This is a genomic window from Streptomyces scabiei 87.22 (genome assembly GCF_000091305.1).
In the GTDB taxonomy this organism is placed as follows: domain Bacteria; phylum Actinomycetota; class Actinomycetes; order Streptomycetales; family Streptomycetaceae; genus Streptomyces; species Streptomyces scabiei.
Genome location: NC_013929.1, coordinates 5,626,166 through 5,639,506 on the forward strand (window position 1 = coordinate 5,626,166; position 13,341 = coordinate 5,639,506).

Below are 13,341 nucleotides of genomic sequence, written 5' to 3' on the forward strand. Positions count from 1 at the left end.
TGCTGTGCGGGTGCGGCGGCGCGGGTGACGGTCCGGGCGGCGACTCGAAGGCGACGGGGTCGGACCGGCCGCGCACCACGGCCTCGCCCTCCCCCTCGGGTTCCTCGGGCGGGGGCCGGGCGTACGTGACGTTCACGTCCGAAGAACCCGTCGCCGCGGAGGCGTTGGACCGGGCGGCCGGGCTGATGCGGGAGCGGGTGCAGGCCGCCAAGCTGACGGATGTCGAGGTGACGGTCGAGGAGCGGCGGCAGATCACGGTGGCCGGTCCTGCCGAGAGCCAGGAGTCGCTGAAGGCGCTGGGCGCGCCGGCCGAGCTGGCGTTCCGGCCGGTGCTGGCCCAGACGCCGACGGAGGACAAGGGCCGGTGCCGGGCGGACGTGGACGCCTCCCCGTCGCAGCCGCTGACCGCGTGCGGGGAGCAGCAGGACGTCCTGTCCACGTACGAACTCGGCCCCGTGGCCCTGCCCGGCACGGATGTGTCCGACGCGGCGGCGGACGTCGACGCGGCACGCGGGGGCGGCTGGTTCGTGACGCTGAAGTTCACCTCGGCGGGCGCGAAGAAGTTCGCCGACGTCACGGGCAGGCTGGCCCGGCAGACCTCGCCGCAGAACCAGTTCGCCATCGTCCTCGACGGTGAGGTCGTCTCCGCCCCCGCCGTGACCAGCGCGATCACCGGCGGCGCGGCCGAGATCTCCGGCTCCTTCACCGTCCAGGAGGCCGAGGAACTGGCGGCCAACCTGGACACGGGCGCCCTTCCCGTACGCCTGCGGGTGTCCTCCGTGACCACGCTGCCGGCCGGTGTCGGCTGAAGCCCTTCTGCCGGGCGGCTGTTAGTCTCCGAGGCCGACGAAGGGGGCAGCTCGTGGCCAAGGTCAACATCAGTCTCGATGCCGAACTGGTGGTGGAGGTGATGGTCCTGGCGGGCGTCGGATCGCCGCAGGACGCCGTCGAGGCGGTCGTGCGGGACTACATCGCCCGGGGGCATCGCACCGAGGCCCGCGCCGGGCTCACGGAGCAGGGCCTGCGCGAGGTCGACGTCAAGCCGCAGGAGCCCCAGGGCTGACCGCGGTGCCGCCGGCTACGGGCGTTCGAGGTGCTGGAGGATGCCGCCGACGGAGAAGCAGAGGGCGCCGGTGAGGGTGCCCCAGTTGGCGATGTCGGCGTTGATGAGGCTGCCGGTGGCCGGGCGGGTGTAGGCGGCGAACGCCGAGACCATGAAGAGGACCGAGCCGAGCTGGTTCACGGCGACGATCCACCAGCCGAGGTCGTGCGGCAGCAGGCGCGGCCGGCCGTGGCAGATCTCCACCAGGGCGAGGTGCCCGGAGATCAGGAAGAGCGCGCAGCCGATCATGTCGGGCGTCCAGATCAGACGGTTGACCTGCTGCACGCTCAGGCCCTGGAGGAAGGAGTCGAGCAGGTTGACGCCGAAGACCAGGGTGCCGGCGAACAGGACGAACGTGCTCAGCCAGTCGGCCCGGCCCGGCTCGTAGCTCCACCATCGCCAGCGCCGGGTGACCAGGACGCCCTCGCCGCCCGGCACATGGCGAGGCGCGTTGATCACCTGGAGCAGGGACACATAGCCGCCGGCGTTGAAGAAGAGGCCGCCGGCGAAGTAGATCGACGCGGCGGTGGTGGCGTCGCCCGAGCCGAACTGGGCGACGGCGGCACCCGCGGCGAACAGCGCTCCGCCGACGACGAAGACGGTGGCGGCGATCGCGTTGAGCGTGCGCAGCCGGGCGACGGCGGTGTCGTCCGCGCGGGCGTGGTGAGGGGCGGCCGCCCCGGCCGGATGGACGGTGATGAGTCCGCGGCGGCGGGCGAGCCGGGACTCCCAGACCGCGGTACCGCCGCCGGGCGGCTGCCAGGTGAGCCGAGTCGTGAACGGGCCGGCGCCCTCGGCGTGCTGTCCTGGCTGTTCCGACAGTGGTGGCTGTCCGGGCTGTGTCATCGAGGGCCGTCTGCCGCTGCGCCCATGGTGTCTCCCCAGGTCACTGAGGCCGGGTGCCGTCGGCCACGGACCCTGGACCCCCGTCGACTCTGCCAGATGCGAGGGGAGGCGGCCCGGTGCCGGAGCGGCCGTTGGTCCGATCAGCGGATGCCGGGCGGCGGCCGGTGATCAGCACGCTCAAGCACGCTCCCGCCGGGCGACCGCTCAGACGTTCCCCATCGGCTCGATGTCCATCCGGACCGGCTCGCCCCAGATACGGGTCACGTCGTAGTCCGTGAACTCCTGGACCAGGCGGTACGCGATGGCCGGGCGGGGGCCCCGGCGCTGCGCGGTGAGGAACAGCTCGGCCTCGCGGCGGTCGCGGCGGGGGGTGCCGCAGAGCTGCCAGACCTGGCCGTTCCACGCCTCGGGGAGCCAGCGCTGCTGGGGTTCGGGGCGGTCGTCCCGTACGCCGTAGCGCGAGGGGGCCTGGGCGGTGGGGCCGGTGGGGCGGGGAGGGCCGTAGCTGTCGTTCAGCTGGGTGCGGCGGGCGGTGCGGCGGCGGGTCTCGCACAGGAGGCAGCGGTCGGGGGCCTCCTCGTCGACCGGGCCGTTCGGATGCTCGGCGCAGCGCGTCGTCGGCTTGGCCGACGTGACCGTCTCGTCCAGCAGCTCCAGGGCGCGCTTGATGTCGTCCTTCACCTCGTGCAGCCGGGCGTCCGGCGTGTCGGCGTTCAGCGCGTCGCCGTGCTCGCCGAGGAGGCGCAGGGCGCGGCCGAGGGCGGTGAGCTGGGCGTGGTTCACGGGCTCGGTCCTTCCCTGGGGGAGGGGGCAGGGGCATGCGGGACATCGGCGATCCCCACCACCGTGCCACACCCCACTGACAACACCTCCGGGGCCGGGCCTCGCAGGGTCAGCTATGTACACTGAATGACGGGATCGCCGATGATTCTGTACATCGCGGGAGCCGGAGGGCCGTATGTCCCTGACGCACATCGACATCGACGACGAGGCGCTGGAGACCGCCAAGCGCCTGGGCGGGCACCGGACGAAGACGGCGGCCGTGGCGAAGGCGCTGGAGGAGTACAACCTGCGGCTGCAGCGCGGCGCCGCGCATGACAAGTACTTCGAACTCGCCCAGGAGTGGGACATCGAGGGGGCCGAGGCCGCGCATCGCGCGGACAAGGAGGCCCACCGCGCGTGAGCGGCTATCTCTTGGACTCGTCCGCCCTGTGGCGCCTGCTCCGGGACCGGCGTCTTCACGACGCGTGGCGCCCGGTCGTCATGGACGGCGACCTCCGGTCGTGCTATCCGCAGCGCGCGGAGTTCCTCCGGTCGGCTCGTGATCTCAAGGAGTACGAGGCGTACCACGCGATGTTCGAGGACCTCTACGCCGACGTCTCCGTACCGAAGCACGCTCCGCACTGGATCGGCGGTCTGCAGCTGAGGGCCGCGGAGCGAGGTGAACACCAGGCACTCTCCGCCGTCGATCTGCAGATCTGTGCCACCGCCGCTCACCATGGCCTGGTCGTCCTGCACGACGACAGGGACTTCGTGACGGCCGCCCGTCTGGCGGTCGAGCTGCGCCAGCTCAACGTTCACCAAGGGCCCCTGTAGGTCAGCCCGTCGTCGCCGCTGCCAGGGCCGCGCGCAGGTGCCCTCCGGTCTCCGTCAGCAGGCGGGTCGCCGTGGTCGCGTCCACGCCGCTCAGGATGGTGAGGATGGCGTGCTTGACCTGGCCGTTCGTGGCGGTCAGGGCCGTCTCGATCTCGGCGTCCGTCGCGCCCGTGGCGAGGGCGACGATGCGGTGGGAGCGGGCGCGGAGCTTGTCGTTGGTGGCGCGGACGTCGACCATGAGGTTCCCGTAGGTCTTGCCGAGACGGATCATGGTGATCGTCGAGAGCATGTTGAGAACCAGCTTCTGGGCCGTGCCCGCCTTGAGGCGGGTCGAGCCGGTGACCAGCTCGGGCCCGGCGACGACCTCGATGCCGTGGTCGGCCGCCGCGGCGAGTGCGCTGGCCGCGTTGCAGGACAGCCCGATCGTGAGCGCGCCGGCCGCGCGCGCGTGCTCCACCGCGCCCACCGCGTACGGGGTGCGACCCGAGGCGGAGACACCGACCACCGTGTCGTCGGGCGTCAGCCCCAGCGCGTCGAGGTCGGCGCGGGCCAGTTCCGCCGAGTCCTCCGCCCCCTCGATCGAGGTGACCACCGCCTCCCGGCCGCCCGCGATCAGGCCCATGACCTGCGAGGGCGCGGTGTTGAACGTCGGTGGGCACTCGGACGCGTCCAGGACACCCAGCCGCCCGGCCGTACCCGCTCCCGCGTAGACGAGCCGGCCGCCCCGCGCCATCCGCTCCGCGATCGCGTCGATGGCCGCCGCGATCAGCGGCAGCTGCGCGGCGACCGCCGCCGGCACGGTCGCGTCCTCGGCGTTCATCAGCTTCGCGATGTCGAGCGTCGGCAGCTGATCGATGTCGGCCAGCTCCGGCCGGAACGCCTCGGTCGTCAGCGACTCCAGCTCGGCGCGCACGGCGAGGTGGTTGGAGAGGGCGTCGGCGGTGGCATCGGCGGCATCGGCGGTGGTGTCGGAGGAGGCGGGAGGCGGGGTGGGGGGCATGGCGGCTCATTCCGTACGGGGCGGTGCGGTGGTACGCCGGTGCTGCGCGGGCGACCGGGGGCGGCGGTGCCTTACGGGCCTGGTTGGTGCTGTGTGGTGCGTGGTGCGTGGGCGGGGCAGGTGTGTGGTGGCTGACCTGGACGGCCCGGCGGGGCGCTCGTCTCCGGGCTTCCTACCGCGACGGGCCCCCGGTGCGGTGCCGGTGCGCCAACGCCTCGTACGACGCCGACAGCGCGGGCGCCGCCGACTCGTAGGTCCGCTGTGCCACCCCGACGAACAGGCAGTCCACCACCAGCAGCTGACTCGTCCGGGACGACATCGCGGCCGGTCTCAGCTCGCTCTCCCGGGCCGTGGACGTCGTCAGGACGTGGTCGGCGTACTGGGAGACCGGTCCGTCCGGCCGCCCGGTGATCGCTATCGTCGTCGCCCCGTGGTCGAAGGCGACCCGCAGCGGCTCGATGACGTCGCCCGTCGAGCCGGAGTGGGTGATCGCCACGGCCACGTCCTTCGCACGGAGCTGCACCGCGTTGGTGACGGCGAGGTGCGGGTCGCTGTGCGCGTGGGCTATCAGTCCTATGCGGAGCAGCTTCTGCGTGAGGTCCTGGGCGACGAGCCCGGACGCGCCGACGCCGTAGATGTCTATGCGACGGGCCCCGGCCAGCGCTCCGACCGCCGCGCCGAGCTGGCCCATGTCGAGTCCGGCGGCCGTGTCCGCGAGGGTCTGCTGCTCGTCGTAGGCGAGCTTGGCGACCACGTCGGACAGCGGGTCGTCGACCGCGATGTCGGCCGTGACCGAGGGGGCGCGGCCCGACTGCTGGTGGGCGGCGAGACCGGCGAGGGCGAGCCGCAGGTCGCGGTAGCCGGGGTAGCCGAGGAGGCGGGCCGTGCGGACGACCGTCGCCTCGCTGGTGCCGGTCAGCTCGGCGAGGCCGGTGACCGTGAGGGCGGCGCAGGCCGCCGGGTCGTTCGCGACGGCCTCCGCTACGCGCTGCATGGAACGGGTCATGGACGGGGCCAGCGTCCGCACCTTCGCCGCGAGGGCGGCGGGGGCGGGGGGTGCGGACGACGTGGTGGGGGACCCGCTCCGCCCCTCGGCGGGGCGGGTCGCGCCCTGTCCCGCCGCGGCTGCGAAAATTTCCTTCACGTCATCACTCACATAATGAAAGATATTTTCTGTCCGGCCCTGTGGTCAAGGGCCGCACAATGGATGCATGAGCCCCAGCAGTGACCCCGTGAGCCCCCTTGAGCAGGCGCTGCACGCGGCCCGCGCCCTCGTTCTCGCCGATCTGGCGGCCGGGAGGGTCGCCGAGGCCGATGTCGTGTCCATGGTGGAGGAATCGGTCGTCCAGCGCCGCTGGTGGGTCGAGCAGTGGCCGGACGGGGTGCCGTACGTCGCCGGGCTCGTCGCCCAGGACGTCCAGGACGCCCTGCTCGAACGGTACGGCCGCTGGCCCCTCTGCCCGGTCTGCGAGGACGGCGACCCGCACGCGCTCGACGTGGAACCGGAGCTGGGACCCGACCCGCGGTGGGTGTGCCACCAGGCGGGGGTGCGGGTCGCGGAGGTGGGGGCGCTGGGGACGGCGCTCGCAGGAGAGTCCGCGGACGAGTCCGGTGAGGGGTTCGGGAAGGGGTCCTCGTCGTGAGCCTCTACATCGATCCGCCCACCTGGCCGGGGCACGGGCGCATGTGGTCCCACCTCGTGAGCGACGCCTCCTTCGACGAACTGCACGCCTTCGCAGGGCGGTTGGGCATTCCCGAGCGTGCCTTCGAGCGCGACCACTACGACATCCCGTCCCACCGCTACGAGGAGGTCGTACGGGCGGGGGCCGTGCAGGTGGGCTCGAAGGAACTGCTGCGCAGGCTGACGGAGGCGGGCCTGCGCAGACCGAAGCGGCGCGGGGCCACGACGGCCTGAGCGGTCCCGGCCCGTGTGGACCGGGCCCGTGCGAGGAGAACCCGACGGGCCCGGCGGGCGTCAGATGTCAGATGTCAGGCGTCGAGGCGGAGTTCGTAGGCGAACTGCGTCCCGTGCTCGCCGTCGCCCCAGTCGTCGCTGACCTTCTCGAAACCGGCCCGGGAGACGACGCCTTGAGAAGGCGTGTTGGTCTTCTCGACGACCGCGAACAGCGTCCGCACGTCCCCCTCCTCCCGGGCCCTCTGCCGCGCCCAGTCGGCCAGCGCGCCCAGCGCCTCGGTCATGTAGCCGCGCCCGCGCGCCCCCTCGACCAGGTCGTAGCCGACCTCGACGCGGCCCTCCTCGTCCGGTGCGCCGTGGTAGCCGAGCGCGCCGAGGGCCAGCCCGTCCTCCTTGCGCACGAGCACGAACATGCCCCACTCCGGGCGGTGCACCCCCGCCTCGTACCCCTGGAACGTCAGCCCCGCCCCGACGCGCGTCCCGTCGACGGGCCCGCCCACGACCCAGTCGAAGCCCCCGGCGCCGCCCTCGGCGAGATCGGACGCGGCGGCCGGGTGGACGCCCTGGAGGACGAGCCGAGCGGCGTCGATGTGCAGCGGATTGCGCCACTGCCACCGCGTGACGGGCGCGCGCCCCGGCAGCTCGCCCCGGCCGGTGGCCCACAGCAGCGTCGCCCAGGGGTCGTCACCGGGCCTGACATGCGGAAAGAGGCGCGCGAGCACGGACTCGCACAGCCCGACGGGCGGTACGTGCGCGGACGCGGGGAGCCCGAGGCCCTCGGCGATGTCGAACGTGTGCAGCAGCACCTCGGCGACCCCCATCGCCGCGAAGCCCTCACGGTCGGCCGCGCGGAACGGATACGGGTGGAAGCCGCGGACCGAGCGGGGAGTGGCGGTGACGGTGGCGGCCAGCAGCACGCCGGTCGTCCGGATCACCTCCAGGACGTCGGCGTTGCTCTCGCACTCCGACATGTCGATCTCGAACGGTACCCAGCGTGCCGTGGGCCGCCCCGCCAGCTGCCCCGCGTACGCGATCAGGTCCGACGCGATGTGGTCGGCCGTCCCCCGGCAGCTCCACTCCAGCCGGCCGGCCTTGACGCCCTCCCAGTCCCGGTCGGCCACCGTCCCCAGCACCGCCAGACAGTGCTCGACGGCTTCCCCCACCTGATCCCCACCCATTGGTCGCATGGCGGCGAGGATAGGCGGCGTCAGACGTCCGTACGTACTGGATTTACGGCGCCGTCACCGCTCCCGGCCACGAGCCGGGAGGCCCGCGTGCGCCGGTGCAGGCGCAGCGACACGGCGGTGGTGCCGATCGCGGCCGCCATGATGGCACCGCCCGCCCAGGCCGTGGAGGCGAACCCGAACCCCGCGTCGATGACCACCCCGCCGACCCAGGGGCCGCCGGTGTTGCCGAGGTTGAACGCGGCGGTGGTGGTGGCGCCGGCCAGGGTCGGGGCGGCACCGGCGACGTTGAACAGCCGGGCGTTGAGCGCCGGGGCGGTGTAGAAGCAGGACACCCCGAGGAGGAAGGAGAGCAGGACGGCGGCCACGGCGTACTGGGCGAGCAGGGCCAGGGCGACGAGGAAGACGGTGGAGGCGGTGATGCCGCTGATCAGCACCCCGAAGAGGTGCGCGTCCGCGATCCGGCCCCCGATGGCCGTGCCGATCAGCGCGCCGATCCCGAACAGCGCGAGAACCGTCGGCACCCATCCGCCGTCCAGCCCCGCCACGTCGGTGAGCAGCGGCGCGAGATAGCTGAAGGCGCAGAAGACACCCCCGGCGGCGAGTGCCACGACGGCGATCGTCAGCCAGACCTGGCGGTCGCGGTAGATCCGGACCTCCTGCCCCAGCCGGGGCAGCTCCTCGGGCCGGGGAATGGCCGGAACCAGGGTCACGACCCCGACGAGCGCGATCGCCGAGGCGACCGCCACCGCCCAGAACGCCGAACGCCACCCGAAGTGCTCCCCGAGGAACGCCCCCGCCGGCACCCCGAGCACGTTGGCGATCGACAACCCGCCGATCATGATGGCCAGCGCCCGCGCCCGCGCGTTCACCGGCACCATCGCGACGGCCACGGCCGCCCCGACCGCCCAGAACCCGGCACAGGCGAGCGCGCTCACGACGCGGGAGGCGAAGAGGACGCCGTAGTTCGGGGCGAGGGCGCCCGCGACCTGCCCGAACCCGAAGATCGTGATCAGCGCGACGAGCGTCGTACGCCGGGGCAGGCGCAGGGTCGCCACCGCCAGCAGCGGCGCCCCGACCACCATCCCGATCGCGAAGGCCGAGATCAGCAGCCCCGCCCGGGGGATGGACACGTGCATGTCCTCGGCGATGGGCGGCAGCAGCCCCGAGAGCATGAACTCACTGGTGCCGAGCGCGAAGACGGCGAGGCCGAGGACGTAGACGGACAGGGGTATGCGGAAGCGGGCGGAGGGGTCCGGAGCGGCGGCGGGAGAAGACATATACAGGGGGAACCGAGGACCGGCGGGCCGCATTCCCCCTGCCTGCCTGCCTGCCTGCCTGCCTGCCTGCCTGCCTGTCCGGCCGGCCTGCCTGGTCCTCGTACCTCCCTGTCCGGCGGTCCGGGGAAGGTTCGCGCGCCTTCCGTTCCTACCCGGCCGGCTCCGTCAGGGCCGCCAGTTCGGTGCGGAGGTTCTTCCGCGCCCGGCCCTCCCACTCCCGCTCCCCGTACGGCGTCCTGAACAGCCGGGGCAGGTCCAGGAGTTGGCGCAGCACCGCCGCCCGGCCCTCCCGGAACGCCTCGTCCGGCACGAACCCGTACTCCTCGCGCACGGCGGCGGCATAGGCGGCGTACGCCTCCGGCGGCGACGCCAGGATCGCGAGATCCGCGTCGCACAGCACCTGCCCGTCGGCGTCGTCGTCGGCCGGATCGTGGGTGATCGTCAGCCGCACCAGCCGGGCGACCTCCGCCACCTTCTCCGCCGGCACCCCGGCCTCGGTCAGCGCCCGCTCGGCGAGCCGGGCCGACCGCTCCTCGTTCTCCGACCGGTCGGGCAGGTACACGGCGTCGTGGAACCAGGTCGCCAGCCGTACGAGATCCGGGTCCGCCGCGTACTCCTCCAGCACCTCGACCCGGTCCAGTACCGCCGTGAGGTGATCGAGGGTGTGGTACTTCCGCTGGGGTTCCGCCCACCGCTCGATCAGGTTGTCGGCGTACGGCTCCGGCGCGGGACCGGGGGCCCCGCCGCGGGCGGCGAGCAGCACGGGGAGCCAGCGCTGGCGGAGGGCCTCGCGGAGGGCCTCGGGGGTCTCGGGCTTCTCGGGGTCGGGCATGGACGCATTGTGCCGTGGTCGTGGCCGGGTCTGGGGGCGGGCCTGGCCGTGTGGACGGGGGGCTCGTCGGGGGGGCGGACGAGACGGCCTCGTCCTTCGCTTCCCCTTCTTGGTAAATTGGACTAGACCTGTTGGACCAGACCTGTAGTCGTCACATGAAGCCGAAGCCCGACGGAAGGGGCCCCATGACCACGCGCGCGCTTCTGGAGGTGATCGCCCTCGACGCCGAGGACGCCGTCGCCGCCCAGACCGGTGGTGCCGACCGGCTGGAGCTGGTCGCGGACATGGGGGCCGACGGGCTCGCCCCGGCCGTCGCGACCTTCGTGGAGGTGCGGGCCGCCGTCGACGTCCCCGTACGGGTCATGCTGCGGCTCGCCGACGGGTTCGCGGCGGGCCGCGTGGACGCGCTGGTGCGGGTGGCGTGCGAGCTGCGGGCGGCCGGGGCGGCGGAGTTCGTGCTCGGGTTCCTGGGCGAGGACGGCGGGCCCGATCTGGACGCGGTGGAGCGGGTGGTCGCCGAGCTGGACGGGCGCGCGTGGACGTTCCACCGGGCGATCGACCGCGCCGCCGACCGGGAGGCCCTGCGCAAGCAGCTCGCGGACCTGCCGGGTCTGGACACGTACCTGACGGCGGGCTCGGCGGACGGGGTCGACGACGGGCTCCCGGTGCTGCTGGCCGAGGCCGCGCGGCGCGGCGACCCCGGCTACACCCAGCGCCTGATGATCGGCGGGGGTCTGCGTCTCGACCACCTCCCGCGCCTGCGCGCCGCCCGCGTGGACGCCTTCCACATCGGAGGCGCCGCCCGCCCGCAGGGCTGGGCCGCCCCGGTCGCCGCCGACGCCGTACGCACGTGGCGTACGGCCCTGGACACGCGCGGCGGGTGACGTGACGGCGGCCGGAGCCGCCGGTCACCGCCCGTGCGAGGGCAGTGTGGTCCGGCCGCGTCCCGTGTCGCCGAGGTCCTCCCGCAACCGGGCCAGGAGAGGGACGAGTTGGCCGCGGGTCATCTTGCGCAGGCGTCCCTCGTGCGTCCAGGCGCTGACCGCCGTGGGGTCGATGAGCACGATCTCGGGCGTCCAGTCGGCGCGGAAGCGGATGACGGCCTGCATGAGCGGGACCCACTTCAGCCGGTCCGGGTGCCGGAAGCCGGGCAGGGGAGGAAAGGCGGGCGGCTGCCAGTCGGGGCCGTGGACCTCGCGCAACTCCGCCTGCCGTTCGATCAGTTCGTACTCGGCGGCGAGCCGGAAGTGGTCGTACTCCTGCCGCAGGTCCGTCCCCTCGCGGTCGCCGTAGAGCAGCACGAGCACGGACTCGGGGCGGCGCAGGCGCATCACCTCGGTGAGTTCCCACAGCGTGCCCGCGCTGGTGCCGGCCACGAGCAGGACGAGGCGGGCGTCCGTGATCAGCGAGGTGACCGTGGGCTGCCAGTCCCCGAGGGGGAGATAGAGGCGGCGCGAGCCGGGCAGCGGGAGCGCCTCGTCGGGCTCTCCCACGGCGAGGGGACGTCCGAAGCCGCGGAAGGTCCGGCACACCCCCTCCTCCAGGGTGAGCGAACTGCCGCTCACCAGCGCGCCGCCCGTCCCCGTCCACCGGCTGAACGCGTGCCGCATCGCCGTGCCGGTGACGTCCTCCGCGAAGGGGCGCAGGTAGAGGACGTACGGTTCGCTCCTGGCCTCGTCGAGCGTGCGGACGACCCGGACGTGATGGCGCCGCCCCTGACGCCGCAGGCGCAGGCCCACCGTCAGCGACACCGCGCCCCAGAGTCCGATGCCCAGGACGATCAGGACGTTGCGCAGCACGGGCTCGCCGGGGACGGGGACGAAGACGGTGTTCAGCCGGTTCGCCGCCGGGATGACGAGCAGCACGCCGCAGAGGGTCCCGGCCAGCCCGACGAGCCGCAACCCGCAGCCGAGCAGCGGACGTTGGCGTCGGCGGGGCATCCCGAGGGGCGGAAGGCCGGGGTGCGGAAGCGGGGAGGGCGGGACGGGCGGCGCGGGCGGCGCGGGCGGCACGGGTGGTACGGGCGGACCGTGGTGATCAGTCATGGAAGCCACCAGACCGGAGGGCCCTGGCCACCCGCAATCGAACGATCACGGTCGACCGGCGATACCGGCCCGGATTCGCTCTTTCGTGGCACGTACCGGCGGCCCTCGCCGCCGCCCGCTCCCCGGCGGCCATGATGACCCGGTGGCAGACCTCAACCAGTCCCTGTGGAACTCGGACGTGGAACCCGGCAGTTACACGGTCCCCGCCGGGTACGCGCCTGCCAACGCCGCGTACCTGGGCATGCTCTTCGAGCAGTACAAGCTCTGTGTCGAGACGGCCGACCGGGTCAGCGCGCGACGCGGCGCCGCCAACACCTTCTTCCTCTCCCTCAACAGCGCGATCGCCACGGCCATGGTCGCGGGCCTCGGTCCGCGTCCGGGCAGGGTGTCCGCGTGGCTGCTCCTCGCCGGTCTGCTTATCCTCGTCGGGCAGTGCGCGGCGTGGTACCTGATGGTCCGCTCGTACCGCCAGCTGAACGCGGCGAAATGGGCGGTGATCGGCGCCTTCGAGAGCCGGCTGCCCGCGTACGCCTACTCCCGCGCGGAATGGGCGGAGCTGGGGGAGGGCGAGGACTGGCGCAGATACATGCCCCTGACCCGCCTCGAACAGGGGGTGCCGCCCCTGTTCGTGGCCGCCTACGGGGTCGGCTTCCTCGCGCTGGTGCTGTAGGGCACCGACCCGTACTCCGCTGTCCGCTACGCGTTCGGGTCGAACGCGATTCCCGACGGCATCGCCTTGCTGAGGTTGGAGGCGAAACTGCCGTCCTTGAGGCCGAAGTTGGCGCTGCCGAAGTCGTACGCGACCAGGGTGTCGCGGACGCCGGCCGGGTAGCCGTTCCAGCCGACGAGCGGGGGGTACTGCCAGGTGCCCTTGTGGTTCTCCGGCGGCTCGTCGTTGGAGCCGGCGAGACGGAAGCAGTGCGTGCGGATGCCGTCCTTGTGATAGACGATCTTCGCGTGGGTGCCGTCCCAGCGCACCGACGACGCGGCGTGCACCGTGAAGCCGCCGTGGTTGGAGGTCGAGACGTACTGGGCCGTGCCGTTCTGCACCCAGACGACGACATGCTCCCAGTCGTGCCGGTGGCCGCCGATACCGCTGCCCGCGACCGCCTGGTCCTTCTCGAAGTAGAGGTCGTACATGATCGCGCACCAGCCGTTGTTGCACTTGTAGCGCGAGTACCCGTTGGTGTTGTCCAGGGCGGAGGCGCCCCGGCAGCTCCCGCTGAGTGAACCGGACGGCTTGAGGCCCCCGTTGACGGTGCCCGTGGGGCCGATCGCGGGGGTCGAGTAGCAGCCGTCCGTGTCGTAGTCGTACGCGGGCTGCCACGTCTTCTCCAGCGCCTCGGCGTTGGCGGGGAGCGCGCTGGGCGGCGCCGCGTGCGCGCTGCCCGCCACACCGACGACCAGCGCGACGGTGGCTCCGAGCGTGACGGCGGATCTGCGGAAACGACGCGAAGTACGCGTGCGTGAACCTGTCTTCACTGCGACCTCCTGATGGACCGCGGCGCGGGGGTGAACGGCCGGGAGCCGGGGTGGGGGCA

Annotated in this window: 17 protein-coding genes; 8 read left to right on the forward strand and 9 right to left on the reverse strand. The window is 73.1% G+C overall.

The window, feature by feature from the left end; all coding sequences use genetic code 11:
* The first annotated feature begins 125 nt into the window (after positions 1-125).
* Both SCAB_RS24115 and SCAB_RS24120 read left to right on the forward strand, forming a co-directional pair.
* Positions 126-809, forward strand: a complete 684-nt coding sequence (locus SCAB_RS24115; RefSeq protein ID WP_106437435.1) for a SecDF P1 head subdomain-containing protein — start codon at positions 126-128, stop codon at positions 807-809.
* A 53-nt stretch (positions 810-862) separates the two neighbouring features.
* A complete protein-coding gene (locus SCAB_RS24120) occupies positions 863-1,063 on the forward strand; it encodes a type II toxin-antitoxin system VapB family antitoxin (RefSeq protein WP_013002680.1) in 201 nt (66 codons plus the stop codon).
* Positions 1,064-1,078: 15 nt separating this feature from the next.
* Here the strand turns inward: SCAB_RS24120 and SCAB_RS24125 are convergent, their stop codons facing one another.
* Positions 1,079-1,948: a hypothetical protein gene (locus SCAB_RS24125; protein ID WP_013002681.1), complete on the reverse strand. Its 870-nt coding sequence runs from the start codon at positions 1,946-1,948 to the stop codon at positions 1,079-1,081.
* A 204-nt stretch (positions 1,949-2,152) separates the two neighbouring features.
* The gene (locus tag SCAB_RS24130; protein ID WP_013002682.1) at positions 2,153-2,731 is read right to left on the reverse strand and encodes a hypothetical protein; all 579 of its coding nucleotides are present in this window, start codon (positions 2,729-2,731) and stop codon (positions 2,153-2,155) included.
* 175 nt (positions 2,732-2,906) lie between these two features.
* Here SCAB_RS24130 and SCAB_RS24135 point away from each other — a divergent pair, with 175 nt between their 5' ends.
* Together SCAB_RS24135 and SCAB_RS24140 are read left to right on the forward strand one after the other, a co-directional pair.
* Positions 2,907-3,131, forward strand: a complete 225-nt coding sequence (locus SCAB_RS24135) for a type II toxin-antitoxin system VapB family antitoxin (RefSeq protein ID WP_013002683.1) — start codon at positions 2,907-2,909, stop codon at positions 3,129-3,131.
* Entirely contained in the window at positions 3,128-3,544 is a 417-nt protein-coding gene (locus SCAB_RS24140; protein WP_013002684.1) for a PIN domain-containing protein, read from the forward strand. The genes SCAB_RS24135 and SCAB_RS24140 overlap by 4 nt, the downstream gene beginning before the upstream one ends.
* Before the next feature lies 1 nt (position 3,545).
* On the opposite strand, the gene murQ is transcribed toward SCAB_RS24140, so the two are convergent.
* Positions 3,546-4,544, reverse strand: a complete 999-nt coding sequence (gene murQ, locus SCAB_RS24145) for an N-acetylmuramic acid 6-phosphate etherase (protein WP_013002685.1) — start codon at positions 4,542-4,544, stop codon at positions 3,546-3,548.
* 172 nt (positions 4,545-4,716) lie between these two features.
* On the reverse strand, positions 4,717-5,700 hold the full coding sequence (locus SCAB_RS24150) for a MurR/RpiR family transcriptional regulator (RefSeq protein WP_013002686.1): 984 nt from the start codon (positions 5,698-5,700) through the stop codon (positions 4,717-4,719).
* A gap of 55 nt (positions 5,701-5,755) precedes the next feature.
* On the opposite strand from SCAB_RS24150, the gene SCAB_RS24155 reads away from it, so the two are divergent.
* Both SCAB_RS24155 and SCAB_RS24160 read left to right on the forward strand, forming a co-directional pair.
* Positions 5,756-6,187, forward strand: coding sequence for a hypothetical protein (locus SCAB_RS24155; protein WP_037722798.1), 432 nt, complete (start codon positions 5,756-5,758; stop codon positions 6,185-6,187).
* Positions 6,184-6,459, forward strand: coding sequence for a DUF4031 domain-containing protein (locus tag SCAB_RS24160; protein ID WP_013002688.1), 276 nt, complete (start codon positions 6,184-6,186; stop codon positions 6,457-6,459). Before SCAB_RS24155 ends, SCAB_RS24160 begins: the two co-directional genes overlap by 4 nt.
* A gap of 74 nt (positions 6,460-6,533) precedes the next feature.
* Here SCAB_RS24160 and SCAB_RS24165 read toward each other — a convergent pair whose 3' ends face one another.
* The 3 genes from SCAB_RS24165 to SCAB_RS24175 all read right to left on the reverse strand — a co-directional run bounded on the left by SCAB_RS24165 (position 6,534) and on the right by SCAB_RS24175 (position 9,755).
* A complete protein-coding gene (locus tag SCAB_RS24165; protein ID WP_037722797.1) occupies positions 6,534-7,637 on the reverse strand; it encodes a GNAT family N-acetyltransferase in 1,104 nt (367 codons plus the stop codon).
* 29 nt (positions 7,638-7,666) lie between these two features.
* The gene (locus tag SCAB_RS24170) at positions 7,667-8,923 is read right to left on the reverse strand and encodes a Cmx/CmrA family chloramphenicol efflux MFS transporter (RefSeq protein ID WP_013002690.1); all 1,257 of its coding nucleotides are present in this window, start codon (positions 8,921-8,923) and stop codon (positions 7,667-7,669) included.
* Positions 8,924-9,071: 148 nt separating this feature from the next.
* The gene (locus SCAB_RS24175) at positions 9,072-9,755 is read right to left on the reverse strand and encodes an HD domain-containing protein (RefSeq protein WP_013002691.1); all 684 of its coding nucleotides are present in this window, start codon (positions 9,753-9,755) and stop codon (positions 9,072-9,074) included.
* 185 nt (positions 9,756-9,940) lie between these two features.
* Here SCAB_RS24175 and SCAB_RS24180 point away from each other — a divergent pair, with 185 nt between their 5' ends.
* Positions 9,941-10,639: a copper homeostasis protein CutC gene (locus SCAB_RS24180; protein ID WP_013002692.1), complete on the forward strand. Its 699-nt coding sequence runs from the start codon at positions 9,941-9,943 to the stop codon at positions 10,637-10,639.
* A gap of 24 nt (positions 10,640-10,663) precedes the next feature.
* Here the strand turns inward: SCAB_RS24180 and SCAB_RS24185 are convergent, their stop codons facing one another.
* A complete protein-coding gene (locus tag SCAB_RS24185; protein WP_158512259.1) occupies positions 10,664-11,800 on the reverse strand; it encodes a hypothetical protein in 1,137 nt (378 codons plus the stop codon).
* 142 nt (positions 11,801-11,942) lie between these two features.
* On the opposite strand from SCAB_RS24185, the gene SCAB_RS24190 reads away from it, so the two are divergent.
* On the forward strand, positions 11,943-12,470 hold the full coding sequence (locus SCAB_RS24190) for a RipA family octameric membrane protein (RefSeq protein ID WP_013002694.1): 528 nt from the start codon (positions 11,943-11,945) through the stop codon (positions 12,468-12,470).
* 26 nt (positions 12,471-12,496) lie between these two features.
* Here the strand turns inward: SCAB_RS24190 and SCAB_RS24195 are convergent, their stop codons facing one another.
* On the reverse strand, positions 12,497-13,282 hold the full coding sequence (locus tag SCAB_RS24195; RefSeq protein WP_013002695.1) for an NPP1 family protein: 786 nt from the start codon (positions 13,280-13,282) through the stop codon (positions 12,497-12,499).
* Positions 13,283-13,341: the final 59 nt, after the last annotated feature.

Coding starts and splice junctions, on each gene's coding strand:
- SCAB_RS24135 (WP_013002683.1), top strand. CDS start 2,907: ATGTCCCTGACGCACATCGACATCGACGACGAGGCGCTGGAGACCGCC.
- SCAB_RS24175 (WP_013002691.1), bottom strand. CDS start 9,755: ATGCCCGACCCCGAGAAGCCCGAGACCCCCGAGGCCCTCCGCGAGGCC.
- SCAB_RS24125 (WP_013002681.1), bottom strand. CDS start 1,948: ATGACACAGCCCGGACAGCCACCACTGTCGGAACAGCCAGGACAGCAC.
- murQ (WP_013002685.1), bottom strand. CDS start 4,544: ATGCCCCCCACCCCGCCTCCCGCCTCCTCCGACACCACCGCCGATGCC.
- SCAB_RS24185 (WP_158512259.1), bottom strand. CDS start 11,800: ATGACTGATCACCACGGTCCGCCCGTACCACCCGTGCCGCCCGCGCCG.
- SCAB_RS24170 (WP_013002690.1), bottom strand. CDS start 8,923: ATGTCTTCTCCCGCCGCCGCTCCGGACCCCTCCGCCCGCTTCCGCATA.
- SCAB_RS24155 (WP_037722798.1), top strand. CDS start 5,756: ATGAGCCCCAGCAGTGACCCCGTGAGCCCCCTTGAGCAGGCGCTGCAC.
- SCAB_RS24180 (WP_013002692.1), top strand. CDS start 9,941: ATGACCACGCGCGCGCTTCTGGAGGTGATCGCCCTCGACGCCGAGGAC.
- SCAB_RS24165 (WP_037722797.1), bottom strand. CDS start 7,637: ATGGGTGGGGATCAGGTGGGGGAAGCCGTCGAGCACTGTCTGGCGGTG.